18 protein-coding genes and 1 tRNA gene are annotated in these 24,198 nt (G+C 60.4%); 6 read left to right on the top strand and 13 right to left on the bottom strand.

Annotated elements, in window-relative coordinates:
• Nucleotides 1–31: 31 nt before the first annotated feature.
• From AAA021_RS01420 to AAA021_RS01395, 6 genes are all read right to left on the bottom strand, one after another.
• The gene (locus AAA021_RS01420) at nt 32–331 is read right to left on the bottom strand and encodes a YhbY family RNA-binding protein (protein ID WP_006234690.1); all 300 of its coding nucleotides are present in this window, start codon (nt 329–331) and stop codon (nt 32–34) included.
• Between the two features lie 158 nt (nt 332–489).
• Nucleotides 490–1,314 carry a methyltransferase domain-containing protein gene (locus AAA021_RS01415; protein ID WP_349087769.1) on the bottom strand — a complete coding sequence of 275 codons (825 nt, stop codon included), beginning with the start codon at nt 1,312–1,314 and terminating at the stop codon, nt 490–492.
• A 380-nt stretch (nt 1,315–1,694) separates the two neighbouring features.
• A complete protein-coding gene (locus tag AAA021_RS01410) occupies nt 1,695–3,059 on the bottom strand; it encodes a PFL family protein (protein WP_118205271.1) in 1,365 nt (454 codons plus the stop codon).
• A 108-nt stretch (nt 3,060–3,167) separates the two neighbouring features.
• Nucleotides 3,168–5,726: a homocysteine S-methyltransferase family protein gene (locus tag AAA021_RS01405; RefSeq protein WP_349087646.1), complete on the bottom strand. Its 2,559-nt coding sequence runs from the start codon at nt 5,724–5,726 to the stop codon at nt 3,168–3,170.
• 9 nt (nt 5,727–5,735) lie between these two features.
• The gene (locus AAA021_RS01400) at nt 5,736–6,524 is read right to left on the bottom strand and encodes a hypothetical protein (protein WP_349087644.1); all 789 of its coding nucleotides are present in this window, start codon (nt 6,522–6,524) and stop codon (nt 5,736–5,738) included.
• Nucleotides 6,524–7,396 carry a methylenetetrahydrofolate reductase gene (locus AAA021_RS01395; protein ID WP_349087642.1) on the bottom strand — a complete coding sequence of 291 codons (873 nt, stop codon included), beginning with the start codon at nt 7,394–7,396 and terminating at the stop codon, nt 6,524–6,526. Before AAA021_RS01395 ends, AAA021_RS01400 begins: the two co-directional genes overlap by 1 nt.
• Before the next feature lie 426 nt (nt 7,397–7,822).
• Between AAA021_RS01395 and AAA021_RS01390 the strand changes: the two genes are divergently transcribed.
• Nucleotides 7,823–9,910, top strand: a complete 2,088-nt coding sequence (locus AAA021_RS01390; protein ID WP_349087640.1) for a glutamine synthetase III — start codon at nt 7,823–7,825, stop codon at nt 9,908–9,910.
• 217 nt (nt 9,911–10,127) lie between these two features.
• Here AAA021_RS01390 and AAA021_RS01385 read toward each other — a convergent pair whose 3' ends face one another.
• The 5 genes from AAA021_RS01385 to AAA021_RS01365 form a co-directional block, all read right to left on the bottom strand.
• Nucleotides 10,128–10,355 carry a hypothetical protein gene (locus AAA021_RS01385; RefSeq protein WP_349087639.1) on the bottom strand — a complete coding sequence of 76 codons (228 nt, stop codon included), beginning with the start codon at nt 10,353–10,355 and terminating at the stop codon, nt 10,128–10,130.
• Between the two features lie 190 nt (nt 10,356–10,545).
• Nucleotides 10,546–10,622: transfer RNA gene (locus tag AAA021_RS01380), tRNA-Glu, on the bottom strand.
• Between the two features lie 220 nt (nt 10,623–10,842).
• Nucleotides 10,843–13,020 (bottom strand): MurT ligase domain-containing protein, encoded by a 2,178-nt coding sequence (locus AAA021_RS01375; protein WP_349087638.1) that lies wholly within the window; start codon nt 13,018–13,020, stop codon nt 10,843–10,845.
• 45 nt (nt 13,021–13,065) lie between these two features.
• Nucleotides 13,066–14,109 (bottom strand): hypothetical protein, encoded by a 1,044-nt coding sequence (locus AAA021_RS01370; protein ID WP_349087637.1) that lies wholly within the window; start codon nt 14,107–14,109, stop codon nt 13,066–13,068.
• Entirely contained in the window at nt 14,109–15,185 is a 1,077-nt protein-coding gene (locus tag AAA021_RS01365; RefSeq protein ID WP_349087635.1) for a hypothetical protein, read from the bottom strand. The genes AAA021_RS01370 and AAA021_RS01365 overlap by 1 nt, the downstream gene beginning before the upstream one ends.
• Before the next feature lie 500 nt (nt 15,186–15,685).
• Here AAA021_RS01365 and AAA021_RS01360 point away from each other — a divergent pair, with 500 nt between their 5' ends.
• The 4 genes from AAA021_RS01360 to AAA021_RS01345 all read left to right on the top strand — a co-directional run bounded on the left by AAA021_RS01360 (nt 15,686) and on the right by AAA021_RS01345 (nt 20,113).
• On the top strand, nt 15,686–16,909 hold the full coding sequence (locus AAA021_RS01360; protein WP_022093871.1) for an iron-containing alcohol dehydrogenase: 1,224 nt from the start codon (nt 15,686–15,688) through the stop codon (nt 16,907–16,909).
• A 78-nt stretch (nt 16,910–16,987) separates the two neighbouring features.
• Nucleotides 16,988–18,088 carry a glycerol dehydrogenase gene (locus AAA021_RS01355; RefSeq protein ID WP_349087634.1) on the top strand — a complete coding sequence of 367 codons (1,101 nt, stop codon included), beginning with the start codon at nt 16,988–16,990 and terminating at the stop codon, nt 18,086–18,088.
• 113 nt (nt 18,089–18,201) lie between these two features.
• Nucleotides 18,202–18,708, top strand: coding sequence for an iron-containing alcohol dehydrogenase (locus AAA021_RS01350; protein WP_349087633.1), 507 nt, complete (start codon nt 18,202–18,204; stop codon nt 18,706–18,708).
• 151 nt (nt 18,709–18,859) lie between these two features.
• Nucleotides 18,860–20,113 (top strand): 4Fe-4S binding protein, encoded by a 1,254-nt coding sequence (locus AAA021_RS01345; RefSeq protein ID WP_349087631.1) that lies wholly within the window; start codon nt 18,860–18,862, stop codon nt 20,111–20,113.
• A 131-nt stretch (nt 20,114–20,244) separates the two neighbouring features.
• Here the strand turns inward: AAA021_RS01345 and AAA021_RS01340 are convergent, their stop codons facing one another.
• Together AAA021_RS01340 and AAA021_RS01335 are read right to left on the bottom strand one after the other, a co-directional pair.
• Nucleotides 20,245–21,000 (bottom strand): GntR family transcriptional regulator, encoded by a 756-nt coding sequence (locus tag AAA021_RS01340; RefSeq protein WP_349087630.1) that lies wholly within the window; start codon nt 20,998–21,000, stop codon nt 20,245–20,247.
• A 65-nt stretch (nt 21,001–21,065) separates the two neighbouring features.
• Nucleotides 21,066–22,091, bottom strand: coding sequence for a zinc-dependent alcohol dehydrogenase family protein (locus tag AAA021_RS01335; protein ID WP_349087629.1), 1,026 nt, complete (start codon nt 22,089–22,091; stop codon nt 21,066–21,068).
• A gap of 357 nt (nt 22,092–22,448) precedes the next feature.
• On the opposite strand from AAA021_RS01335, the gene AAA021_RS01330 reads away from it, so the two are divergent.
• On the top strand, nt 22,449–24,059 hold the full coding sequence (locus AAA021_RS01330) for an alpha-glucoside-specific PTS transporter subunit IIBC (protein ID WP_349087628.1): 1,611 nt from the start codon (nt 22,449–22,451) through the stop codon (nt 24,057–24,059).
• The last annotated feature ends 139 nt before the right edge of the window (nt 24,060–24,198 follow it).

The raw sequence follows: 24,198 nt of genomic DNA, 5'->3' as shown, positions 1-24,198 counted from the left end.
GCTATGTGTTGGATCGCCGGATCATTGGCTCTTAGACGAGCTTGATCTTCTCGATGTCCTTGCGCGAGGACTCGCGATACAGTGAGAACTTGCGGCCGATGACCTGGACGACCTCGGCGTGGCAACGCTCGGCGAGCTCCTCGGCGGCCTCGCGGGCGGAAAGGCTGGAGCCGTCCAGCACAGAGCACTTAACGAGCTCGTGCTTCTCCAGGTAGGCGACCGTCTGCTCGACGGTGCCCTCGTTGACATCGGACTTGCCGATGATGATGGCGGGGTTGAGGTGATGGGCCATGCTGCGAAGCTGCTTGACCTGGGCTCCTGTCAGTGCCATGGGTTCTCGCTTTCTATGTATGGGGCGCCCCGCGACGGGGCCTTAATCTACGTGAGCTGTCCCACGATAGCGCAGGAACGGCGCGGTGTGGAGCGCGTTTGCCCAGTTCAAAAAGAATGCGGATGCCGAGTGAGTGGGCAGTGCGGGCTGCGAACAGGCTATGAGCTGGGCGCAGAGACCGGCTCCCATGCAATAAACGCCCAACGGACCTTGCGGACGTGGTCGAGCATGTAGCGTCCCTGCGGTACGCCCTTGGAGCCCGGCTCGCCGGCACGGGGATTCTCAATCATGTGTTGAGCGATGTAGTCGCGCAGGCGGTCGATCTTATCCTCGTTGCCATGCTCGAGCATACGGGAAAAATCTGCTACGCCCGCCTCAAGGCTATCGAAGGTGTCGCGACGGGGCGATTCAAAGTACGTAACCTGCGGCAACGCACCCATCTGAATGAGGATGTTGAAGGCGTACACAAAGCCATTACTGCAGGTAACCGAGGCACCGATAGCGTTCATCAAGTGCAGATCATAGCGCGGGCTGGAGTTGGCGACCATCGTGACAGCACAACGCCGACGAGCCGTACGATCAAGCTTGGCAAGCGCACCTTTTAGATTGGTCGTCGTAACCGACCGACTGGCAAAGGCCACATCCACTGCTTTCGCGACCGGTCCAACCAAATCCCAATCATCATCCCAAGCAAGCTCAAGCGGCGTAATAAGATCCTCGAGCCCGTAATACTCAATGCCGGCATCAAGGGTGCCCAGCATAGCGGGGGAGAAGTCGGCAGCAATCACAGGATGCCCAGCCTGAGCAAGCGGAATAGCAATCGACCCAGCCCCACATCCCATATCCAGCACCGACTCGCCGGGCTCAAGCGCCAACAGCTTTATAAAATCCCGAGCATAAGGGGCAGTCTCCAACGGCCGAAAATGCCGAGCCCGCTTATCCCATTCAAAAGAATCATCAGCCCGATGCCGAGCGGCCTGCATCTGCATCCACTCCTGGTTCCAATCTGTGGAAAGCAGCTCAGAACGATTCTCCCCATCAACCACGGGCCAACCTCCTAGCAACAAAAAAGCGGCCCCTCCCAAAAGAAGAGCCGCAACAAGCATATATCAGAAAAAGAACCGTTCCAACGCCAAACCGCCGCACCAGCCAAGTGGTGCAGGAGCGAAGCGACTGCAACCGGGATAGAACCCAACTGAGGTCCCGTTGTGCGGGAGCCCCGGGGAGGGCAAATATATAAGGTCGATCGCGAGTTCCGCACGAGCCGGAGAGCACTTAATGTGCTCTCCGTGCGAGTTAGGACTGTCCGAGCAGGCGACCTTATATATTTGCCCTCCCCGGGGCTCCTCGCCAGTCCCCTCAGCTAGTTCTTGAGCGAGTTCAACGGCGCCGGGAAGCGTCCACCGCGGTGGGCAAGCACGGTGCCGGCGTTGGGGTTCACCGGCATGATGGGCGCACGGCCGAACAAGCCACCGTACTCGACGCAGTCGCCCACGCCCTTGCCGATGGCAGGAATCACGCGGACGGCCGTGGTCTTGTTGTTGATGACGCCGATGGCCATCTCGTCGGCGATGATGCCGGCGATGGTCTCGACCGGGGTGTCGCCGGGGATGGCGATCATGTCCAGGCCAACGGAGCACACGCAGGTCATAGCCTCGAGCTTCTCGAGCGAAAGCGCACCGGCCTCGACGGCGGCGATCATGCCGGCATCCTCGGACACGGGGATAAAGGCGCCGGAGAGACCGCCCACGCTGGAGCTGGCCATGACGCCGCCCTTCTTGACGGCATCGTTGAGCATGGCGAGCGCGCAGGTCGTGCCCGGGCCACCGCAGGTGCCAACACCGATGATCTCGAGGATGCGTGCGACGGAGTCGCCGATGGCGGGCGTGGGAGCCAGCGACAGGTCGACAATGCCCTTCTCGACACCCAGGCGATGGGCGGCCTCGCGGCTCATGAGCTCGCCGGCACGGGTGATCTTAAAGGCGGTCTGCTTGATCTTCTCGGCGACTTCCATCATCGATGCGGAATCGGGCAGCGTCTCCAGGGCTGCGGCCATAACGCCGGGGCCCGAGACGCCTACGTTGATGACGGCGTCGGCCTCGCCACCGCCGTGGACGGCGCCCGCCATAAACGGGGAGTCCTCGACCATGTTGGCAAAGCAGACAAACTTGGAGGCGCCAACGGAATCCTCATCTGCCGTAAGCTTGGCGGCATCGATGATGGTCTGAGCCGCCATGAGCACGGCATCCATGTTGATGCCGGCGCGCAGGCTGGCGACGTTGACGCTGGAGCAGACGCGGCTCGTGGTGGCGAGCGCCTGGGGGATGGACTGGATGACGCGGCGGTCGGCGTCGCCGATGCCCTTCTGGACGAGTGCGGAGAAGCCGCCCAGGTAATCGATACCGAGCGTCTCTGCCGCGCGGTCGAGGGCATGCGCGATAGGGGTGAGGTCCTCATCCTTGCAGCACGCGGCGATCTGCGCCACCGGGGTGACGGAAACGCGCTTGTTGACGATGGGGATACCGTACTCGCGCTCGAGGTTCTCGGCGGTCTCGACCAGGTGCTCAGCCGTGTGCGTCACGTGGTCGTAGATCTTCGTGCACATGCGGTCGAGGTTCTCGTCGCCGCAACCCATGAGCGAAACACCCATGGTGATGGTCCTGATGTCGAGGTTCTGCTCCTCAACCATGCCGCGGGTTTCCGCGATTTCTGCGGGCGTGATCGCCATCCTTGCGCTCCTATCTGCCAAAACGAGCATAGTCTTATCTATTTTAACGTGCCGCACGTGCCAAGTGGCGCATGCGGCACGTTTTGGTGCTCGGTTGTTTCCGTTGTGTTACTGCCCAAAGACCTCTTCGGCGATACGAGCGCTTTCGGCGGCGTCCTTGGCGTAGTAGTCCGCGCCGATCTGCTTGGCGTATTCGGGGGTGAGCACGGCGCCGCCTACGATGACCTTGACGCCCGGTACTTCGGCATGAAGCAGCTTGATGGTTTCTTCCATGGCGACGACCGTGGTAGTCATAAGCGCCGAGAGGCCGACGAGCTTAATGTCACGCTCCTGCACGGTCTTGAGCACCTCTTGCGGGTCGACGTCGCGGCCCAGGTCAAAGACGGTGTAGCCGTAGTTATCGAGCAGCATTTTGACGATGTTCTTGCCAATATCGTGGATGTCGCCCTTGACGGTGGCCACGCAGATCTTGCCCTTGTCGGCGATCTCGCCGGCGGGCATCAGGCGCTTGATGGTGTCGAAGCCCACGCGCGCGGCCTCGGCCGAGGCCATGAGCTGCGGCAGGAAGAACTTGCCCTGGTCAAAGAGGACGCCCACCTCGTCGAGGGCGGGGATAAAGTGGTTGTTGATAAGATCCATAGCGTCGTGGTCGGCCAGCAGGCGCTCAGTCTCGGTCGCGATCTCGCCCTTACGGCCCGAGACGACCATGCGACGAATCGGGTCGTCGTTGCCGTCGGTGCCGGCGGTGCCAGCAGCGGGCACCGCATCACTCGATGCGGCCTGAGCCGCTGCCGGGTTTGCGGCGATCTTATACGGATCGGTCCAGCCGGCGTAGCGCTCGATGTATCCGGTCGAGCCCTCGTCCTCAACGCTCAGGACGCGATAGCTGTAGACAGTATCCATAAAGCGCTTGGAACCCGGGTTCATGATGGGGGCGTCCAGGCCCGCGCCGAAGGCGGCAGCCAAAAAGACCGAGCCCAGCAGCGGGCGGGCAGGCAGGCCAAAGCTGATGTTCGACACGCCGAGCGCGCATTTGACGCCCAGACGCTCCTTGCACAGGGACATGGCGCGTAGGATCTGCTCGGCCTGGCGTTGATTGGTCGAGGCGGTCATGACCAGGCAGTCGATGAGGATGCGGTCCGGTCCGATGCCGTAGCGGGTAGCCTCGGCCACGATGCGCTCGGCGATGGCGAAGCGGGCCTCGGCGGTATCGGGGATGCCGCCTTCGTCGAGCGTAAGGCCGACAACGTTGGTGCCGTAGTGGGCGACCAGCGGAAAGATCTCATCCATGATCTGCTGCTTGCCGTTGACCGAGTTGATGATGGGCTTGCCGGCGTAGCGGCGCACGGCGGCCTCGACGGCTGCGGGGTCGGTGGAGTCGATCTGCAGCGGCAGCAGCGTGGAGCCCTGGAGCTGTTCGGTCGTCTGTTGGATGATCTTGACCTCGTCGATCTCGGGCAGGCCCACGTTGACGTCCAGGATGTCGGCGCCCTGTTCCTGCTGGCTGATGCCCTGGCTCACGACGTAGTCCAGGTCGCCGTCGCGCAGGGCCTGCTGCAGGCGCTTTTTGCCGGTGGGGTTGATGCGCTCGCCGATGACGGCGATCTTGTGGCCGTCGCAGGGAAGGTCCACGACCGTTTGAGCGCTCGTGACCGACATGCTGGGCTTGCGGCGGCGCGGGCTGGGCGTGTGGTTATCGATAAGCGTGCGCAAGGCCGCCATGTGCGCCGGCGTGGTGCCGCAGCAGCCGCCCACGACGCTCACGCCGTCGGCGATCATGCCGGCGACGGCTTCGGCGTATTCGGGGGCCTGGATATCAAAGACGGTATTGCCGTCGTCGTCCACGTGGGGCAGTCCTGCGTTGGCCTGCACCATAACAGGCTTGTCGGTAACGGTGAGCATACGTGCGGCGAGTCCTCGGAGCTCGGCCGGTCCTTGGCTGCAGTTGATGCCCAAAACGTCGGCGCCGATGGCGTCGAGCGTGATGGCGGCCACCTCGGGACTCGTTCCCAGGAAGGTGCGACCGTCTTCCTCGAAGGTCATGGTGGCAAAGACGGGCAGGTCGGAGTTCTCGCGGCAGGCGAGGACCGCCGCCTTGATCTCGGCCAGGTCGGTCATGGTCTCGATAATAAAGAGGTCCACGCCCGCATCGACGCCTGCGCGCACCTCCTCGGCAAAGAGGTCGTAGGCCTCGTCAAAGCTGAGGGTACCCAAGGGGCGAAGCAACGCGCCGATGGGGCCGATGTCACCGGCGACGTAGCGGGCGCCGGCCTCGCGGGCACAGGCGACGGCCGCGGCAAAGACGTCTGCCACGGTGGCGGCGCCGTCGAGCTTGTGGGCATTGGCGCCAAAGGTGTTGGCGGTGATCACGTCGCAGCCAGCCTCGACGTACTGGCGCTGAATGTCGGTAATGACCTGGGGCTCCTCAAAGTTGAGCAGCTCGGGCAGGGCGCCCGCCTTCATGCCAGCGGCCTGCAACATGGTGCCCATGCCGCCGTCGAACAGCAGGTGCCCCGTGCCCTCGATGGCCGCACGCAGGCGACCGTCCTTAATGCGCAGATCGTCGATCGTGCGCGTCTTGTACGTGGCACCGTTGCGACGTGCGGCATCAACGGGTGCCGCCAGCGCGGCGCCGTCCAAATCATGAGTGATAAGCGGAGTAAACATCGAGGGCTCCTAATGGCTGGAATAGCAGGTGGTGTGGGCGGCGCGGAAGCGGCAGTTCTCGCGCATGCGGCAGATATTGCAGGTGGGGCGGGTCTGGGCGTCGTGGACTTCGCCTTCGAACAGGCCGATCACCGCGGTCACGCTTTTGGTGGGCATGAGCAGGCTGGTGGGCGTGACGGTAAGCCCGATGAGCCGCGTGGCGTTGAGCGCATTGACGATTGAGCGCTGGGCCGAGAGTGGGCAGTCGCCGTAGCCGGGACTAAAGCGCCAGTTGCCGGCGAGTCCATGAACGGCGGCGTCCGTCTTGACCTGCTGGTCCATTTGCTCAACGGCGGCTTCCGCGTAAGCGGAGCACGCGGCGTCGAGCACGGCGCCCTCTAGGGGATGTTGGGCTCCCGTGGTGCGCAGGCGACGCTCGGCGTCCATGCCGAGGGTGCATGCCATGAGCGCGGCAAAGCGGGCGTCTTTGAGATGTCGATAGATATCGCGACCGCGCAGCTCAACGTTGGTGCCGACCAAGCGAATGCAAGGCTTGCCCTGCTCGTCCACGCCCGTGGCATCGACGGTAAATACGCGGCGCACGCCACGGGGCTCAATGTCCAGTTCCAGACGTTCAACGACAAGCTCAATACGTCGTGACAGTTCGGGCTCAATCTGCTGGCCGCCGTAACCCAGATACCGTAGCATCTCGGCACGGTCGACACGGGGATGGTGCGCAGCATCGACACGGTAAAGCGCCGGCGACGCAAGGTCGGCCGGCACTTCGACAGTGGTTGTATCGATGTGCGGTTTTTCCATTACCCCAGGCGCTCCATAATGGTCGCGGCGATCGCAGGACGGTTCATAGTGTACAGGTGCAGGCCGTCGGCGCCGTGCTCCTTGAGGTCGCAAAGCTGGCGGGCTGCATAATCTACACCAGCTGCCTGCAGGCTCTCGGGGTCATTCTCGTACTTGGCGAGAATCTTGATGACGGGGGAGGGCAGCGACGCGCCGCACATAAAGACCATGCGGCTGATCTGCGACTTGCCCATAAACGGCATGATTCCCGCGGTAATGGGCACGGTGATGCCGGCCTTGTCGGCAAGCTCGCGAAAACGGTAGAAGCACTCGTTATCAAAGAAGAGCTGCGTCACAAAGAAGCTCGCGCCGGCGTCCTGTTTTTGCTTGAGGTGTTCGACCGAGAGGTTGAGATCCTCACAGGCAATGTGGCCCTCGGGGTAGGCTGCGGCGCCCACGCAAAAGCCGGCGTCGACGAGCTCGGGGATGAGGTCGCGGGCGTAGGCGTAGTCGGAGGCGGGCTTGTCGTCCTCGGTCGCGCCGGCAGGGAGATCTCCACGCAGGGCCAGGATGTTTTCAACGCCGGCGGTGCGATACTCGTCGATCTTGGCGGCGATATCGGCATGCGAGCGGCCCACGCAGGTAAGGTGTGCCACCGAGGGCGTGTCGAATTCGCTCGAAATCATATGCGCGATGGGGGCGGTGGTGGCACCGTTGCCCGAGCCGCCGGCCGAGCAGGTGACCGAGACAAAGCTCGGCGAAAGCTTGCACAGATTGCCTGCCACTTCGCGAGCCGTGTCGAGGGTGAGCTCGCCCTTGGGCGGGAACATCTCAAACGAAATGGGCGCGGTGCCCTGGGATGCTGCCTGCTTAAAAACCTCGTCGACGCGCATATCGTGCTCCTCTAGATACGTAATAGTGTGATGTGTTGTAAGGATTCTACAGCACCACTGTGCCACGGTGGAGTTTCACTCGCTATTTGAGGATACCAATCAAAGATGCCTTGCTATCGGCTTTCTCTATAACAGAGCGGCTAATCTAGGCACGGACTATAAAGACTGGTATCTGATGCAAAATACCAGTTAATAGAGCTCCATCCCAAATTGACTACCCTTAAACCATGGGGAGAGGTCTGCAATTTATGCAGTTGATTGGCTGTTGAGGGTGGCAACGCCGCCTCGATAGGGTAACCTCATTGATTGGTTTCGCGACAGCAACATAACGGTAATGTCGCGGAAACACGGCGAGTCTAAGCTATGACTCGTTCGTTAGTAATCAACACCGCTTCTCACGCGGTGCCGATACGAAGGGAGTTCCGTATGGCCGAACTTACTGACCGCTTCGGGACCATGGTGTTCTCTGAGGAAGTCATGAAGGACTACCTCCCCAAGGACATTTGGAAGCGCCTTGCTGCAACCCTCGAGGGCGGTGAGCCGCTCGACCTGGATGTGGCCAACGCCGTTGCCCATGCCATGAAGGTCTGGGCCATCTCCAAGGGCGCGACGCACTACGCGCACTGGTTCCAGCCGCTTTCGGGCATTACTTCCGAGAAGCACGACAGCTTCCTGGAGCCCAACCACGACGGCACCGCCATTACCAAGTTTACGGGCAAGAACCTCATCCAGGGCGAGCCCGATGCCTCCAGCTTCCCCAATGGCGGCCTGCGTGCCACCTTCGAGGCCCGTGGCTACACCGCCTGGGATCCCACCAGCCCCGCCTTCATTAAGGACGATGTCCTGTGCATCCCCACGGCTTTCTGCTCCTACACGGGCGAGGCCCTGGACAAGAAGACCCCGCTGCTGCGTTCCATGACCGCGCTCTCGCGTGAGTCCAAGCGCGTTTTGGCGCTGTTCGGTAAGACCCCCAAGAAGGTCGTTCCTTCCGTGGGCGACGAGCAGGAGTACTTCCTGATCAAGAAGGACGCTTACCGCAAGCGCAAGGACCTGGTCATCACCGGCCGCACCCTCTTTGGTGCTGCTCCATGCAAGGGCCAGGAGCTCGAGGAGCACTACTTTGGCGCTATCCGCCCCACCGTCTCGGCCTACATGAAGGACTTGGACGATGAGCTGTGGGCGCTCGGCATTCCCGCCAAGACCAAGCACAACGAGGTCGCTCCCTGCCAGCATGAGCTCGCACCGGTCTATGGCGAGGTCAACGAGGCCATCGACCAGAATCTGGTCATGATGGAGAAGATGAAGCTCATCGCCTCCCGCCACGACTTGGTCTGCCTGCTGCACGAGAAGCCCTTTGAGGGCATCAACGGCTCGGGCAAGCACAACAACTGGTCGCTTGGCACCGAGTCCGAGAATCTGCTCGATCCGGGCGACACTCCGCTCGACAACCTGCAGTTCATCGTCTTCCTCACCGCGGTGATCGAGGCCGTCGATAACTATCAGGAGCTCCTGCGTGCCTCCGTTGCCTCGGCCGGTAACGACCATCGTCTGGGCGCCAACGAGGCTCCTCCGGCGATTATGTCCATCTTCCTGGGCGACCAGCTTACCGAGGTCGTCGAGAAGATCATCGATGGCAAGGCTTCCGTCCATGCCACGCGCGGCGTGCTCGACTTGGGCGCCGATACCCTGCCCAAGCTGATGCAGGACAACACCGACCGCAACCGCACCTCCCCGTTCGCCTTCACCGGCAACAAGTTCGAGTTCCGTGCCTGCGGCTCCGAGCAGAACGTCTCCGACTCCAACCTGGTGCTCGATGCCGCCGTGGCCAAGTCGCTCAAGTCCTTCGCCGACGCGCTTGAGGGTACGCCCGAGGATGAGTTCCAGGATGCCGCGCTCGAGTACTGCAAGAAGGTGCTGACCGATCACCAGCGCATCCTGTTCTCCGGTGACGGCTACTCCGATGAGTGGCCCGTCGAGGCCAAGAAGCGCGGCCTTGCCAACAACAAGACCACGGCCGACGCCCTGCCCGCCTTTGTTTCCGATAAGGCCATCGCGCTCTTTGAGGAGACGGGTGTCCTGACCAAGGCCGAGGCCCAGTGCCGCTACGACTGCAAGCTCGAGAAGTACAACAAGCTCATGAACATCGAGGCCACCACGATGGTTCGCGAGGCGCGTCGTACCTATCGCCCGGTCATTACCGCCTATGCCACCAAGGTCGCTAAGGGCCTTGAGACTATTCGTGCTGCCGGTGCTGAGGCCGCCATGCAGTGCGAGCAGAACACGCTCAACAAGCTCTGCAACGGCATCACCACCATCAACGACTCCATCAAGGCGCTTGACGCCGTGCATCAGAAGGCTGAGGCCCTCGATGGCCAGGAGCAGGCCAACGTGTACGCGCACGAGGTCGTTCCCGCTATGGATGCGCTGCGTGCCGCCGTGGACGCCATGGAGGAGATCGTGGCAGCCGACTACTGGCCGGTCCCGACCTACGACGACATCCTGTTCTACGTGTAGGGCGTAACTGACATATCGTCACGGTATTGAGCCGGGGTCCGCATCATGCGGGCCCCGGTTTTTGTTTGCGAAGGACGCTTTGAAGCCCGTTTTGCCGCCGATGTGCCTAGGTATAAAGGGCTATGGGCAAAAAACGTCAAATATGAGTACTGTCACAAGTCCTGTAACATTATTTATTTGCAAAATATGTAGTGTTACGCAACATATGTCCAAGTACTTAGCCGATAAACGTCTGCAATTTTTCCGCCGTAGGACGCCCGACGGCTAAATCGCCTTCTGAAGGCATGAAATCGCTGTAACTAAAATGGTAACAGTACTCATATTTGCCATTTTTTGACCACAGGCCTTGCGATGATGCCGGGATTCGCACCCTGTCGGGTTCGAATCCCGGCATATCGGTAGCAAAAAGCCCGTCACCGCGGGGGTAACGGGCTTCTAGTTTCAAATGGTGCCCCCAGCGGGATGTCCGCGTGCGGCTGGCGCCGCCCGCTTCCGCTGCGTCGCTCCGCTCCTTGCGTGCTGCGCTGGAAAACGCTTGCGCGTTTCCTCAGCTCCGCACCCTGTCGGGTTCGAATCCCGGCATATCGGTAGCAAAAAGCCCGCTACCGCGAGGGTAACGGGCTCTTCAATTCAAATGGTGCCCCCAGCGGGATTCGAACCCGCGATATCCACCTTGAAAGGGTGGCGTCCTTGGCCGCTAGACGATGGGGACAGCGGGAAAGAGTATAGCAGACTTTTTTAGCCGTTCACATATCGTTGGCAAACTGAAAAACCACCACACAGGAGCTGACTCCCTATCCCGATCTTCAAACATCTCAACCTGTAACATCTGGGCGGGCAAATCGGCTCTATGTGTTACAGATTGAGACAAACCGCTGGGACGGGTCAAAACCACCACAAAGGTGCCTGTCCCCTTTGTGGTGGTTGGGGCGTTAGGGGAGGAGCTTCATGGCGGCGTCGTGGGCGGCGTGCTCGTAGGTGTCGTCGAGGGTTTTGAGCGGCAGCAGGGCCGTGGCCTGCGCATCGCCGCGGCGCTCGAGGGCGTGCGCGATCAGCCAGTCGGCGAGTTCGGGGTTCTTGGGCAGTGCCGGTCCGTGCAGGTACGTGCCGATGACGCCCTTGTAGATCAGGCCCTCAAAGCCATCGTCGCCGTTGTTGCCGGTGCCCGTGACGACGGACGTTCCGAGCGGCGTGGCCTCGGCGTCCAAAAGCGTGCGGCCACCGTGGTTCTCGAATCCCACAAAGGGCTCAGGTGCCAGATCGGTTTTGACGGCTACGTTGCCGATCAGGCGGTCGGAGCCGCGTACGGTTTCGGCGGCAATGACGCCCAGGCCCTCAATGCGATCGTCGCCCATGTAGTACGAACGGCCGAGCAGCTGATAGCTGCCACAGATGGCAAGCAGTGTGCCGCCGTCCTCAACATAGGCCGCGACCTTGTCTTTTTGGGCGAGCAGCTCGTGTGCCACGGCTAGCTGGTCGCGGTCGGAGCCGCCACCCATCATGACGATATCGGCATCGGTGAGATCGAGTGACTCGCCCATACGGACCTCGTCCACGCGCACGGGAATGCCACGCCAGGCGCAGCGGCGCTCGAGGGCGATGACGTTGCCGCCGTCGCCGTAGAGGTTGAGGGCATCGGGATACAGGTAGACGATGCGCAGCGGGCGCGAAAGCTCGACTGGCGCGATGCTGACAGGAAGAGCACTGCCGTCGGCACGGGCTACGGCGCGCCCAGCAACAGCGTCGGCGGTGGCGCCTTTCAGCCTGTCGAGCTCCTTGACCAGCGGCGGGAAGGCCGTGTAGTTGGCGACGGCGTAGAAGGTGTCATCGGCGGCCTCGTCTGCCACGGCGCCAATTGCCTGCGCGACGTCCGAGATAATCGCGGCATCGATGCCGGCGTACTTGAGGCGCACCTGCATGTCGTGCGCGCGCGTGCCTCCGGCAAAGGCGACAAGACCCGGCGTGTCGGCGATGCGCTCAAAGTCGACGTCGTAGATCCACGATACATCGTGGCCGTCGGCATCGTTATCGTTGAGGAAGAAAGCGCAGAGTCTGCCGCCTGCCGTCTTGATGGACTGGATTTGTCGATCGAAGCCTACGGGATTCTTAGCCAGGTTGGCCTCGACGGTGCGGCCGGCGATATCCCAGCGGCCCATGCGTCCGCCGGCGGGGACGTAGGCATCGAGCGTGGGCTGCAGGTGCGCCGTATTCACGCCTAACTCATGTGCGGCAAAGAATGCAGCGGCAACGTTGTAGACCATGTACAGGCCGTTGTAACGCGTGACGATGTGTGCGGCTAGCGCGCTGGAATCAGATCCAAACACCAGGTCAAAACCATAGCCGTCGCAGCCGAGCTCCACGCCCGTCACGCGACGGACAAGCGCAGGGCGGGCCCAGCCGCACGAGGGGCAATGGTAGGCGCCGAGCTGGCCGTATTGCACGTAGTCATACTCCAGCGGCGCGTTGCACTGTGAGCAAAAACGTGAGTCGCTAATACGGTCGGACTCGGTGTTGGTGGCGCCGTCGATGCCAAAGGCAATACTCGCGTTGGGAACGCGCGCGGCAATCGAGGCGCACAGCGGGTCGTCGGCGTTGTAGATAAGCGTTGTTGTCGGCGAGAGCTCCAACGCATGGGCGATGACCTCCTGGGTGTGATCGATCTCGCCGTAGCGGTCTAGCTGGTCGCGGAACAGGTTGAGTAGCACAAAGTACGTCGGCTTGAGCTTGGGCAGAACGCGTACGGTGTAAAGCTCATCGCATTCAAAAACGCCCACGCGCTTGCCGCCGCCGGCTCGCTTGAGGCCGCTGCGCGCCTCAAGCAGTGCGCCCACCACGCCCGGCTCCATGTTGTTGCCGGCGCGGTTGCATACCACGGTGGCGCCGCTGGCGGCAACGGCGTCGGCGATGAGGTTCGAAGTGGTGGTCTTACCGTTGGTGCCGGTGATCACCACGCTGCGGTCGACAAGGCCGGCGAGGTCGCTCAGCAGCTCGGGATCGATCTTCATGGCGATGCGGCCGGGGAGTACGCCGCCCTGGCGCTTAAGGACGGAGCGCAGCCCCCAGCGGGCGATATCGCTCGAGGTGCAGGCAAGAGATGAGCGGAGATTCATGAAGCCGTTCCTAACGTGAATGACATGGTCGTGGCGTTTGCACCGTTAAAAGCCGTAACGGCGCGCAAATTCCTGGGCAAGCTGCGACACGTCTTCGCAGGCATTGGCCCAGGGGGCAAAGTCGGGAGTGTCCGAGATAATGCCGTCCGCTTCCCAAACGGCCTGGTGCGAAAGATCCCAGGGATCGCGTGGCTCGGGCCGGCAGGGAAGGTACGGTGTCTGGTACATGGGATTCAGCAAGAAGAACGCGCCACCCTCGCAGCGGTTAGCGAACTCGCGCAGCGCGCGCACCGCCGGACGCATCTTGTTCGTTTTGAACAATAGGATTGTGCGGGCGAGCAGGTACCAGGGGGAGTTCTCGAGGGCATCGGCTCCCACCTGTTCCTCGAGCTGGTGGGCTAGGGCAAAAAAGCCGTCCTGGTCTTCCAGACGAGCGAGGGCGAGCAACACGGTGCCGGCAGCTCGGGTGGGATAGCCTTCTGCCTTAAGGACGCGGCGGGCGTAGTTGGCGGCAGCACGGTAACGAGCGCTCGCCATGCACAGCTGCGAGATGGCTTCGAGTGTGTGAAGCCACCCGATAAGAGCCGGCTCGCTCACGGTAAGGTCTGCTGCGGTGACACCGTCGGCCAAAACATTATTGGCCCAGTAGTGCGGGGCTTCCATGTCGAACCCGGGCACGCTTTGCTGCAGGTAATCGGCCGTGGTCGCCTCGAGCTTCATCAGGTCGCCCAGGCAGGCGTCAACGGGCGTGTCGGCCAGGATGATGGCGAGCAGCTGCGCGTCGAGGACATACGCATCGATGCGGACGATCTTGAGCAGCTCATCGCGCATATCGTCGAACAGGCGGTTGCGCGTCTGTTCAAACTCCTCATCGCTGCCCATGTCCTCGATGCGATGGAGCTCGTCGAGCAGGTGGCGATGAACACCGGCATAGGACAGCAGCGCCTGGGCATGCTCGGACTGCGCGTACTTTTGGGGATTCGCGCTAATGTCGTTATGGACAAGCTCGCGTGCTGCATCGGTGAGCTCGGGGTGCGACGCCAGATAGGTGCGCTCCAAGTAGGCGGGGATGTAGACGCTCGGATCCATCAGAGGTCCCCTCCCTTAAATGGAAGCCCCTGCTCGGCTGCGCGCAGGATGCGCTCGTCGATTTGGGAACGCACGATGTCGTTGGTGGCGACCCAGGCGGCAAAGCTGGCGTTGTCGGGAGCGCCCAGGCCCTCCTGCAGTACCGGCGTCGCCTCGGACAGTGCAAGGACGAGCTCGTCGGTGGAGCCTGCACCCACGTTGACGCGGGCATAGACGCCATCGGGAAACTCGGTTTGGAAGTAGAGCGCCTCGGCCGCGTGCGGACACGAGCGCGCAAGGATACGCAGGTAGTGCTCGGCGCCCTCGTAGTCCAGCTCGCGCCAGGCTGCGCTCATCAGTGCGATGAGCGTCCACGGGTCCAAGTCGCGCTCCGCATCTTTGGGGCGGCGGCGCAGCGGGGTATTCGCGAGATAGGGTACAGAGTGGGCAGAGCGAAAACGCTTGAGCTCCTCGGCAGAGTATTCGAGCTTTGCCATGGCGAGCATCGCGGTGTGGCGGACACCGGCCGGATCGTTGGGCGCAAAGTCCAAGCTGCGATTCGCGGCTTCGAGCGACATGCGGTAGCGTCCGCTAATGAGCGCGCGCGATGCCAAGGCGGCAAGCCAGCGCAGGTAGGGGCGGCGCATAAGGTCGCCAGCGGCCTCGCGCTCGTAGGGGTCCTGCGCCGAGGCGATCTTGAGCGCCAGATCGTGCTCCACCTCGTCGCACTTGGACACCAGATACTGCACGTATTCCTCGTTGGATTCGGCGGTGAGTGCCGTCAGCATGCGCTGAGCGTCCCAGTTGGCCGGATCGAGTGCGGCCGCCTCGCGGAGCATGTTCTCGGCAGCTGCCTCTTCTTGCTCTGCCTGGGTATCGTCAGGGATAAAGGGAATGCGGTAGTCGACAGCCTCGACCACCTTGGCAATGAGGTGCCCGGCGCGGTCGCGGTCGTGCACGATGAGCGGTGCGGGGTTGCGGGTGAATTGTTCCATCAGACGCTCTACGGCGGCACCGTCGGTGAGCGGGATACTGTCGCGGCGCAAGGCCTCAAGAACGAGGCGATGGCAATCCTCTTGAATGGGATCGAATGCCATGGGGCCTCCTTTGCTGCGGTTAGGGTTCAAATATCTCTATATAAGGTTCTAGTTTACCCGCATGTGGCACACCGGGGGTGCCGCACTTGGACTTGCACCTTTGCACCACGAAGTCGGATGTCGCACAAATGTCGGCACCATGGACGGCCGAGTGGTATCACGGTGCCGCAAACGGTCGATTTTTGGCGGCGAACGGTGCATATTTTGGATGGGCACAGCCCTGCCCGGGATATGTAGTCAACCTTGATAAAACGTTTGCCCAGCTTGGGAGTATGAATGCCGCACAAGGGTCTTCAGGGATAGAAAAAACGTTTCATCATTGGCGGCTTTAGGTGAATAACTGACCAACCAGAACGGTAAAATAGTGTTTGTCTGAGCGTTGAGACGTTTAGACATCGCGCATTGTCATCGCCGGCAACGCGCAAACCGGTCCTAACGGAGCCAATTGGGTGCTCCGTTATATACGCAAGTCTAAGAGGGGCTTGTTTAGGAGGCACAGTATGGGACGTTTTACCAATCCTCGCGATCTGTACTTTGGTGAGGGCGCTCGCCACGAGGTGAAGAACCTCAAGGGTAAGAAGGCCATCATCGTTTCTGGCGGCAGCTCTATGCGCCGCGGCGGGTTCCTGCAGGACGTTGAGGCCGACCTCAAAGAGGCCGGCATGGAGGTCAAGCTGTTCGAGGGCGTCGAGTCCGATCCCTCCATCGAGACCGTCATGAAGGGCGCAGCCGCTATGCGCGACTTCGAGCCCGACTGGATCGTTGCTATCGGCGGCGGTTCGCCCATCGATGCTGCTAAGGCCATGTGGGTCTTCTACGAGTATCCCGAGGAGTCCTTCGACAACATTATCCAGCCGTTCAGCTTCCCCGAGCTGCGTCAGAAGGCTCACTTCTGCGCTATTTCCTCTACCTCCGGCACCGCTACCGAGGTCACCGCATTCTCCGTCATCACGGATTACGAAAAGGGCATCAAGTACCCGCTGGCCGACTTCAACATCACCCCTGATGTCGCCATCGTCGACCCCGAGCTCACCTACACCATGCCCGCCAAGCTGTGCGCTCACACCGGCATGGATGCTCTGACCCACTGCATGGAGGCCTACGTTTCCACCTGCGCCTCTATGTTCACCGACGCCAACGCTCTGCACGGCATCCGCGAGATCGTCGAGTGGCTGCCCAAGTCCTATGCTGGCGACCATGAGGCCCGTCAGCACATGCACGAGGCTCAGTGCATCGCCGGTATCGCCTTCTCCTCGGGCCTGCTCGGCATCGTTCACTCCATGGCTCACAAGACCGGTGCTGCCTTCGAGAACGGCCACATCATCCACGGTGCTGCTAACGCCATGTACCTGGGCAAGGTCATCCAGTGGAACTCCAAGGACCCGCGTGCTGCCGAGCGTTACGCTTACGTGGCCAAGGAGATCCTGCACCTTCCCGGCGAGACCAACGAGGAGCTCATCGCTGCACTCGTCCAGAAGATTCGCGACCTCAACGACCAGCTCAACATTCCGCAGTCCATCAAGGATTACGCGAATGGTGGCGTGAAGGTCGACGCCGAGAACCCGCAGATGGTTTCCGAGGAGGAGTTCCTCGCCAAGCTGCCCGAGATCGCCGCGAACGCCGAGCAGGACGCCTGCACGCCCGAGAACCCGCGTGAGACCAAGGCTGCCGACTTCGAGAAGATCCTCAAGGCCTGCTACTACGACACCGACATCGATTTCTAATCGACTCTTGTTATCGTAACGAGGGGCTCCGCACGTATCTGTACGGAGCCCCTTTCTTTTTTAGAGAATGGGATAGTTATGGCTGCAATTTTCAATAGCCCCAGCAAGTACATCCAGGGTCCGGACGAGCTCGCCAAGCTCGGCTCCTATGTCGAGCCGCTCGGCGCTAAGGCCCTCGTCATCGTGACGCCTTCGGGCAAGAAGCGCGTCGGTGCCAGGATCGAGGGCGGCTTTGCCGAGGCTAAGGCCGAGCTGCTGTTTGAGGACTTTAAAGGCGAGTGCTCCAAGGGCGAGGTCGATCGTCTGGTTGCGCTCGCGCGCGACAACGGCTGCGACATCATCGTCGGTGTCGGTGGCGGCAAGATCCTCGACACCGCGAAGGCCGTCGCCTATTACCTGGAGTCCCCGGTTATCATTTGCCCCACCATTGCTTCGACCGATGCCCCGTGTTCGGCGCTTTCGGTGCTTTATACCGATGACGGCCAGTTCGACAAGTATCTCTTCCTTAAGGCAAACCCCAATATCGTCCTTATGGATACGACGGTCATCGCGGCGAGCCCGGTGCGCCTGACGGTTTCCGGTATGGGCGATGCGCTCGCAACCTATTTCGAGGCTCAGGCGACGCACGATGCCGACGGCGGCACCTGCGCCGGCGGCAAGGGCGGCATGGCCGGCCTGGCGCTCGCCAAGCTCTGCTACGAGACGCTTATGGCCGATGGCGTCAAGGCCAAGGTCGCGCTGGAGAAGGGTGCGCTCACGCCTGCCGTCGAGCACATCATCGAGGCCAATACGCTGCTTTCGGGCATTGGCTTTGAGAGCTCGGGTCTTGCTGCTGCTCATGCCATCCACAATGGCCTGACGATGCTGCCCGAGTGCCACGGCATGTATCACGGCGAGAAGGTCGCCTTTGGCACTATCGTCCAGCTGGTACTCGAGGATGCCCCGACCGAGAAGCTCGAGGAAGTCTTGGGCTTCTGCATTGAGCTGGGCCTGCCGGTCACGATGAAGGAACTTGGCGTTGCCGAGCTTACGCGCGAGCAGGCCATGATTGTTGCCGAGGCCGCCTGCGCGCCCGAGGACACCATGTGCAACATGCCCTTTGAGGTGACGCCTGAGATGGTCGCAAACGCCATCCTGGGTGCAGACGCACTGGGCCACTACTATCTCATGGATGAGTAAATCAAGCTAAGGAAGGGGCAAAGCCAGCAGATGGCTTTGCCCCTTTTTGCTATGGTGCAAAGGGGTCAGGTTACTTTGCACCAATCGTTGTTTGATGAAGGGTGGATTCTCGTATGGCGCTTCCTATGGTTTACGGCGGTCCCGGCCGGTATGTTCAGGGGCCGGGGGAGCTTTCGCGCCAGGGCAGGTATTTGTCATGGTTGGGCTGCGCTGCCTATGTCTTGTTTGACCAGGGCACCGAGGATCGGCTGTGCAGGCAGATTGTCGATGGATTTCTGGACGACGATCTGAGTGAGCCGTTCTTTAAGATTTATGACGGTCCGTGTACGGAAGAGGCCGTTGTCGAAATGGCTAAGGAAGCCCAGGCCGAGTATTGTGACATGGTGGTGGGTATTGGCGGCGGCAAGATGCTCGATATCGCCAAGGCCGTTGCGTTTTATGCCGAGTTGCCGTTGTACGTATGCCCCACGGCGGCCTCGATGGACGGTCCGTGCAGCGTGATTTCCGATGGCGATCTGCAGGGTGTTGCAAATGCGGTCTTTAGAAACGAGCGCAACATGGCCAACGAGCAGGCCAAAGTGACCAAACAAAAGCTCGTGCAGCTCATGTGCGAGGCATAGCTTGGCACTTGATTGACCTTGTGCAATCGAGGCGGCGATAGGCTATGGGCTATTTGCCGCAAAGATGCTCCGCGTGTAATTTGCCCGAGGCGTGGGCCGATAGCGTATCATTATCTCTTGCTTGTTTGCACTGCTCAGGGAGGGGCCGCGCATGGCGCAGGAACACGATCTGTTTGATGACATTATCGAGATCAGCAAGGGTTTCGACTTTCTTAAAAACCCGCTTGGCGGTGTGACCGATGCACTCGATCCGTCGGCGCCGCAGTGGAATCCTGCCGACTACAAGGAGCGTCCGCGCGGCAACACCATTCCGTGCCTGACCTGCAAAAACGAAAAGAGCGGCTGCACCGCGTGCATGGACGTGTGCCCGGTCAACGCTATCGAGGTCGAGGAAGACACCATCGAGATCCTCGACTCCTGTCGCAAGTGCGGCCTGTGCGCCGCTGCCTGTCCGACCGAGGCGATCATCTCGCCGCGCCTGGCGCCCAAAAACCTGTATGACGATATCGTCTCTGCTGCTACGAGCCACGAGACCGCCTACGTCACCTGCACGCGCGCCCTCAAGCGCATGCCGCGCGAAAATGAGGTCGTCGTTGCCTGCGTGGGCGATATTACGGCAGAGACTTGGTTTTCGGTACTGGCCGACTATCCCAACGTGAGTGTGTACCTGCCGTTGGGCGTGTGCGATAAATGCCGCAACACCGGCGGTGAGGACATTCTGGGCGAGGCCATCGCCACTGCCGAGGAGTGGGCCGGTACGGGCATGGGCCTGGAGGTCGACCCTAAGAGCCTCAAATGCCATAAGCGCCGCGAGTACGAGCGCAAGGAGTACATGGAAAGGATTGCCCGCACCACGGGCCTGACGGTGACCAAGCTCAACCCGGCGACGGCGGCGCTGGCCTCGGTGACGCAAAAGCTCAAGGCCCATCGCCATCAGATTACCCAGCTGGAGCGCACACTCAACACCATGTGCGGCACCACGACGACCAAGCGTCGCCGTTCGCTCACGCACGGGCGCCAACTGGTACTCTCGACGCTGCAAAACCATCCCGAGCTTGCCCAGAACATGCAGGTGAGCACGCCGGAGTGCGATTTTGACAAGTGCACGTCGTGCGGCGAGTGCGTCAACGTGTGCCCCACGTTCGCCTGCGATTTGGTGGGAAGCGGCCGCTTTGCGTTGGAGTCCACGTATTGTTTAGGCTGTGGCGCTTGTGTCAAGGTTTGTCCCGAGCATGCGCTCAAGCTTGTTGAGCACGACGCGTCCAATCTGGTCGTCGTCGATCCCGAAGCCGAGGAAAAGGCCGCCCAGAAGGCGAAGGCTCACGAAGAAGCTGAGAAGGTCAAGGCCGAGGCAAAGGCCAAGCTGGACAAGATGCTCGATCAGGTGGAGAAACTCGCGGACTAGCTAAAAGAGCGTAAATGATGGCCGGTGGGACAGGTGCTGCCCCGCCGGCCAAAAAAGTTGCGGTGGAATAGTTCCTGTTTTGCCCTTAAGCTGGCCATTCTAGGAACTATTCCACCGCAACTATTAGATGGTTAGCTCATACTGCTCTGATGGGTCTCGCTGCCGTTATTGCGGCGGGTGACCGTTTCGTGGAGTAAAAAGAAGCTGGGAACCTGCTTTGTCTCGGTGTATTCCATAAGGATACCGTCGGCGTTGTAGGTCTGCCCGCGTACAACGGCGAGTGCGTTAAAGTCGTCGAGATCGAGCACGCGTGCATCCTCGGGCGTGGGATGCTCAATCGTTACATCGCGTTTGCCCGTGGCAATCTTAATGCCAAGGTCTTCTTCGAGGTAACGATAGATCGAGTCGTTGACAATCTCGGGTGTCAACCCCGGTACCTGTGAGCTTAGGTAATAGGAGTCGTCGGAGCACACGGCCCGTCCGTCTGCATAACGGATGCGTTTGGCACGCGTGAGCTCACAGCCTTCAGGAAACCCGGTAATCTTGGAGAGCGCCTTGTTGCAGACGAGGAGCTCAAAGACAGTGGTAACCGTTTTGAGCTCAAAGCCTCGGCTGGCTGCGATTTCCTTAAAGGTCTCGAGTCCGCCGCCGCCACGACTCGTCTCGTCACTGATGTTGCGAATGACGCGCATGCCTTTGCCTTGCTGGGGGAGCACGTAGCCATCTGCCGCAAGCATCGAGATGGCGCGACGGACCGTCATGCGCGAACAGTCAAACAGCTGCGTGAGCTCAGTCTCCGAAGGCAGATAACTCTGATAGGCGTATGTGCCGTCGTCAATCGACTGCTTCACGTTGTCGTAAATAGTTTGGAAGATGGCTCGCGCCATGACGGTCTCCTAGAGCTGGGTGCGTGAACGACGGATGAGGGCCGTCCACGCAGGTGTCAATCGATTTACTTGCTGGGATCGATTATATATTTGCCCATGGCACGCAGGGCCGGGTCTGACAGGATGGCACCGAGTTCGTCGAGGGAGGCTACCTTTGCGACCATCGAGGATACGTCGAGCCTGCCAGAGTCGATGAGCTCGAGCGCGCGACGCTGCGTATAAGGGTTGATGTAGGACGAGGTAAGCACAAGCTCCTTCTGGAAGACCTCGAAGGGCTTGACGGTGATTGTCTCATCGGGCTTGGTGAGGCCGAACATCATGACCGTAGCCTTGTGGCCGGCGATCTGGATAGCCTGCTCGATGGTGACGGGCTTGCCAACACACTCGATAACGACATCGACGTTGCCGATGCCCTCCTGCTTCAGGCGGGTCGGGACGTCCTCGTGGATGGAATCAATTGCCAGGTCGGCGCCGAGTTTGAGCGCAACCTCGCGCTTGCCTTCGACAGGCTCGAGCAAGACAACCTTGGTGGCGCCGGCGTTTTTAGCAAGCTGCATCATGAGCAGACCGATCATGCCACCGCCGATAACGACAACTGTGCTGCCGGGCTTGATGTTGCACATATCGATGCCGTGCAGGCAGCAGGCGACGGGCTCGGTCATAGCACCCTGCTCAAAGCTGGTGTGATCGCCCAACTTGTAGACTTGCTGCATATCGACGGAGCAGTACTCGGCAAAGCCGCCGTTAACGGTGGTGCCGTAACCGGTCATATGCTCGCAGTAGTGGTTGATTCCGTCGCGGCAGGGTTCGCAGCAGCCGCAGGGATGGTTTGGGTCGATGCACACACGATCGCCCGGTTTAAAGCCAGCGACGTCGCTGCCCACGGCCTCGACAACGCCCGCAAACTCATGACCAAGGATCGTGGGCGGGGTAACGTCGGCTGCACCCTTGTCGCCTTCATAGATATGCACGTCGGTGCCGCAGACGCCGCAAGCTTTGACGTTGATCAGAACGTCACGCTTGCCCACGGTCGGTTTTGTCGAATCCTCGACCCTGAGATCGTGCTTTCCATAGAAGACCGCGCTTTTCATGGTGACTCCTTAACGTAGCGGTGAATGTTGTAATGAAGTATAGGCATGTCTATAGATATAGACAAGCACATCTAGACAAGTAGAAAAGAAAAATGAAATGCAGCCATCAGCTATGTCAGATTTAACAGGCGAAATACTGGACATATACCGTTTACGGCCAATAATCAACCGTTTACCGACCGTAGTATTTATGCTAACTTGTCTAGATAAGTGATATGATAAAAATAGAAGCGCAAGAAGTCAGGGAAGCGGGCCCACCCGTCCTATTGCACGAGGTACACGCAAACGGCGCGTCTGCGGTCTCGAGTGAAGCCAAAACCGCAGTCGCTCCGAATGAAGAGAGGGGGATTCCCCGTCATGATGCAAAAGATACAACGTTTCGGCGGTGCAATGTACACGCCTGCAATTCTTTTCGCATTTTCCGGAATCGTCGTCGGCCTGGGTACGTTGTTTACCACCGAGGCGATCTTTGGCGAGATGGCCACTGCGGGCCATCTTTGGTTTGATTGCTGGAATGTGCTGCTCCAGGGTGGTTGGACGCTCTTTAACCAGATGCCGTTGCTGTTTTGCGTAGCGTTGCCAATCTCGCTCGCGAACAAGCAGAACGCTCGCTGCTGCATGGAGGCTTTGGCCATCTACCTTACCTTCAACTACTTTGTAAGCACAATCTTGGGGCAGTGGGGCCCTGTCTTTGGGGTCGACTACTCTGTCGAGGCGGGCAGCGGTACTGGTCTTGCCACTATCGCAAGCATCAAAACGCTTGATATGGGCATCATGGGCGCGCTTATCATTTCTGGTATCGCCACGATGCTGCATAATAAGTTCTTCGACACCGAGCTCCCCGAGTGGTTGGGCGTGTTCTCGGCTTCCGTGTTCATCTATATGATCGGTTTCTTCGTTATGGTTCCGGTCGCTCTTATCGCCTGCCTGGTGTGGCCGCATGTTCAGGCTGCCATCTCTGCCTTCCAGGGATTCATCCTTTCCGCCGGTACGTTTGGCGTGGGTGTCTTTGCTTTCTTCGAGCGCGTGCTGATCCCTACAGGCCTGCACCACTTTATCTATACGCCGTTCTATTACGACAACGCGGCGGTCAACGGCGGCATCTTTGCTGCTTGGGCCAACATCCTGCCCCAACTGGCTGCCGATCCGAGCATTGCTCTTAAGGATGCCGCACCCTGGGCTGCCTATACCTGCCCTGGTTGGACTAAGGTCTTCGGCTCGCTTGGCGTCGCCATTGCGTTTTATATGACCGCCAAACCCGAGCGCAAGCAGCGCGTCAAGGCTCTGCTGATCCCGGTCACCCTTACCGCAATGCTTTGCGGTATCACCGAGCCGCTTGACTTCACCTTCCTGTTCATTGCGCCCGGCCTGTTCGTCGTCCACTGCGTGCTCGGAGCGCTCGGCTGCATGGCTCAAAACCTCCTTGGCGTCGTGGGCATCTTCGACGGCGGCATCATCTCGATGCTCTCGTGGGACTGGCTGCCCCTTTGGGCCGCACACGGTCTGCAGTACGCCATCTCCATCCTTGTCGGTCTGTGCTTTACCGCTCTTTGGGTCGTGGTCTTCCGTTTCCTGATCGTCAAGTTCGACTTTAAGACCCCCGGTCGCGAGGATGACGATGTTGAGGTCGAGCTCAAGTCCAAGGCCGACTACAAGCAAAAGCAGGGCGGTGCTGCTGCTGGCAAATCGGTCGCCCAGAGTAAAGATGATGAGCGCTTGGTGCTTGCCGAGAACATCCTCGATCTGCTCGGTGGCACGGATAACATCATCGATGTAACTAACTGCGCTACCCGTCTGCGCGTTAACGTCAAGGACAAGAGCGTCGTTGCACCCGAGGCTTCCTTCAAGGCGATCGGTACGCATGGCTTGGTGGTCCAAGGTCAGTCAATCCAGGTCATCATCGGCCTTACCGTCCCGCAGGTTCGCGAGAAGTTCGAGAGTCTTCTGAAGTTCGAGAGTCTTCTGTAAACCATCGTCCATCGAAACAATCGGCCTTGCAGAGCCGGTATGCACCGCAAGGTCGATTCTAGAGATAAAAAACTCCACTTCTAGGTAACAATTCCAAACCGCGCAAGGCCGCGTGCGGGGACGGATTGAGCAAGCGGCC

Origin of the sequence: Collinsella sp. CLA-JM-H32 (assembly GCF_040098165.1) — a bacterium.
GTDB lineage: Bacteria > Actinomycetota > Coriobacteriia > Coriobacteriales > Coriobacteriaceae > Collinsella.
This window is presented reverse-complemented; position numbering and strand designations above follow the sequence as displayed.

Bases quoted from the DNA above. Each gene is read 5' to 3' on its own strand.
- AAA021_RS01375 (WP_349087638.1), bottom strand. From the start codon at position 13,020: ATGAATCTCCGCTCATCTCTTGCCTGCACCTCGAGCGATATCGCCCGC.
- AAA021_RS01395 (WP_349087642.1), bottom strand. From the start codon at position 7,396: ATGCGCGTCGACGAGGTTTTTAAGCAGGCAGCATCCCAGGGCACCGCG.
- AAA021_RS01330 (WP_349087628.1), top strand. From the start codon at position 22,449: ATGATGCAAAAGATACAACGTTTCGGCGGTGCAATGTACACGCCTGCA.
- AAA021_RS01370 (WP_349087637.1), bottom strand. From the start codon at position 14,109: ATGGATCCGAGCGTCTACATCCCCGCCTACTTGGAGCGCACCTATCTG.
- AAA021_RS01405 (WP_349087646.1), bottom strand. From the start codon at position 5,726: ATGTTTACTCCGCTTATCACTCATGATTTGGACGGCGCCGCGCTGGCG.
- AAA021_RS01390 (WP_349087640.1), top strand. From the start codon at position 7,823: ATGGCCGAACTTACTGACCGCTTCGGGACCATGGTGTTCTCTGAGGAA.
- AAA021_RS01410 (WP_118205271.1), bottom strand. From the start codon at position 3,059: ATGGCGATCACGCCCGCAGAAATCGCGGAAACCCGCGGCATGGTTGAG.
- AAA021_RS01415 (WP_349087769.1), bottom strand. From the start codon at position 1,314: ATGCAGGCCGCTCGGCATCGGGCTGATGATTCTTTTGAATGGGATAAG.
- AAA021_RS01345 (WP_349087631.1), top strand. From the start codon at position 18,860: ATGGCGCAGGAACACGATCTGTTTGATGACATTATCGAGATCAGCAAG.
- AAA021_RS01420 (WP_006234690.1), bottom strand. From the start codon at position 331: ATGGCACTGACAGGAGCCCAGGTCAAGCAGCTTCGCAGCATGGCCCAT.
- AAA021_RS01340 (WP_349087630.1), bottom strand. From the start codon at position 21,000: ATGGCGCGAGCCATCTTCCAAACTATTTACGACAACGTGAAGCAGTCG.
- AAA021_RS01365 (WP_349087635.1), bottom strand. From the start codon at position 15,185: ATGGCATTCGATCCCATTCAAGAGGATTGCCATCGCCTCGTTCTTGAG.
- AAA021_RS01355 (WP_349087634.1), top strand. From the start codon at position 16,988: ATGGCTGCAATTTTCAATAGCCCCAGCAAGTACATCCAGGGTCCGGAC.
- AAA021_RS01360 (WP_022093871.1), top strand. From the start codon at position 15,686: ATGGGACGTTTTACCAATCCTCGCGATCTGTACTTTGGTGAGGGCGCT.
- AAA021_RS01335 (WP_349087629.1), bottom strand. From the start codon at position 22,091: ATGAAAAGCGCGGTCTTCTATGGAAAGCACGATCTCAGGGTCGAGGAT.
- AAA021_RS01350 (WP_349087633.1), top strand. From the start codon at position 18,202: ATGGCGCTTCCTATGGTTTACGGCGGTCCCGGCCGGTATGTTCAGGGG.
- AAA021_RS01400 (WP_349087644.1), bottom strand. From the start codon at position 6,524: ATGGAAAAACCGCACATCGATACAACCACTGTCGAAGTGCCGGCCGAC.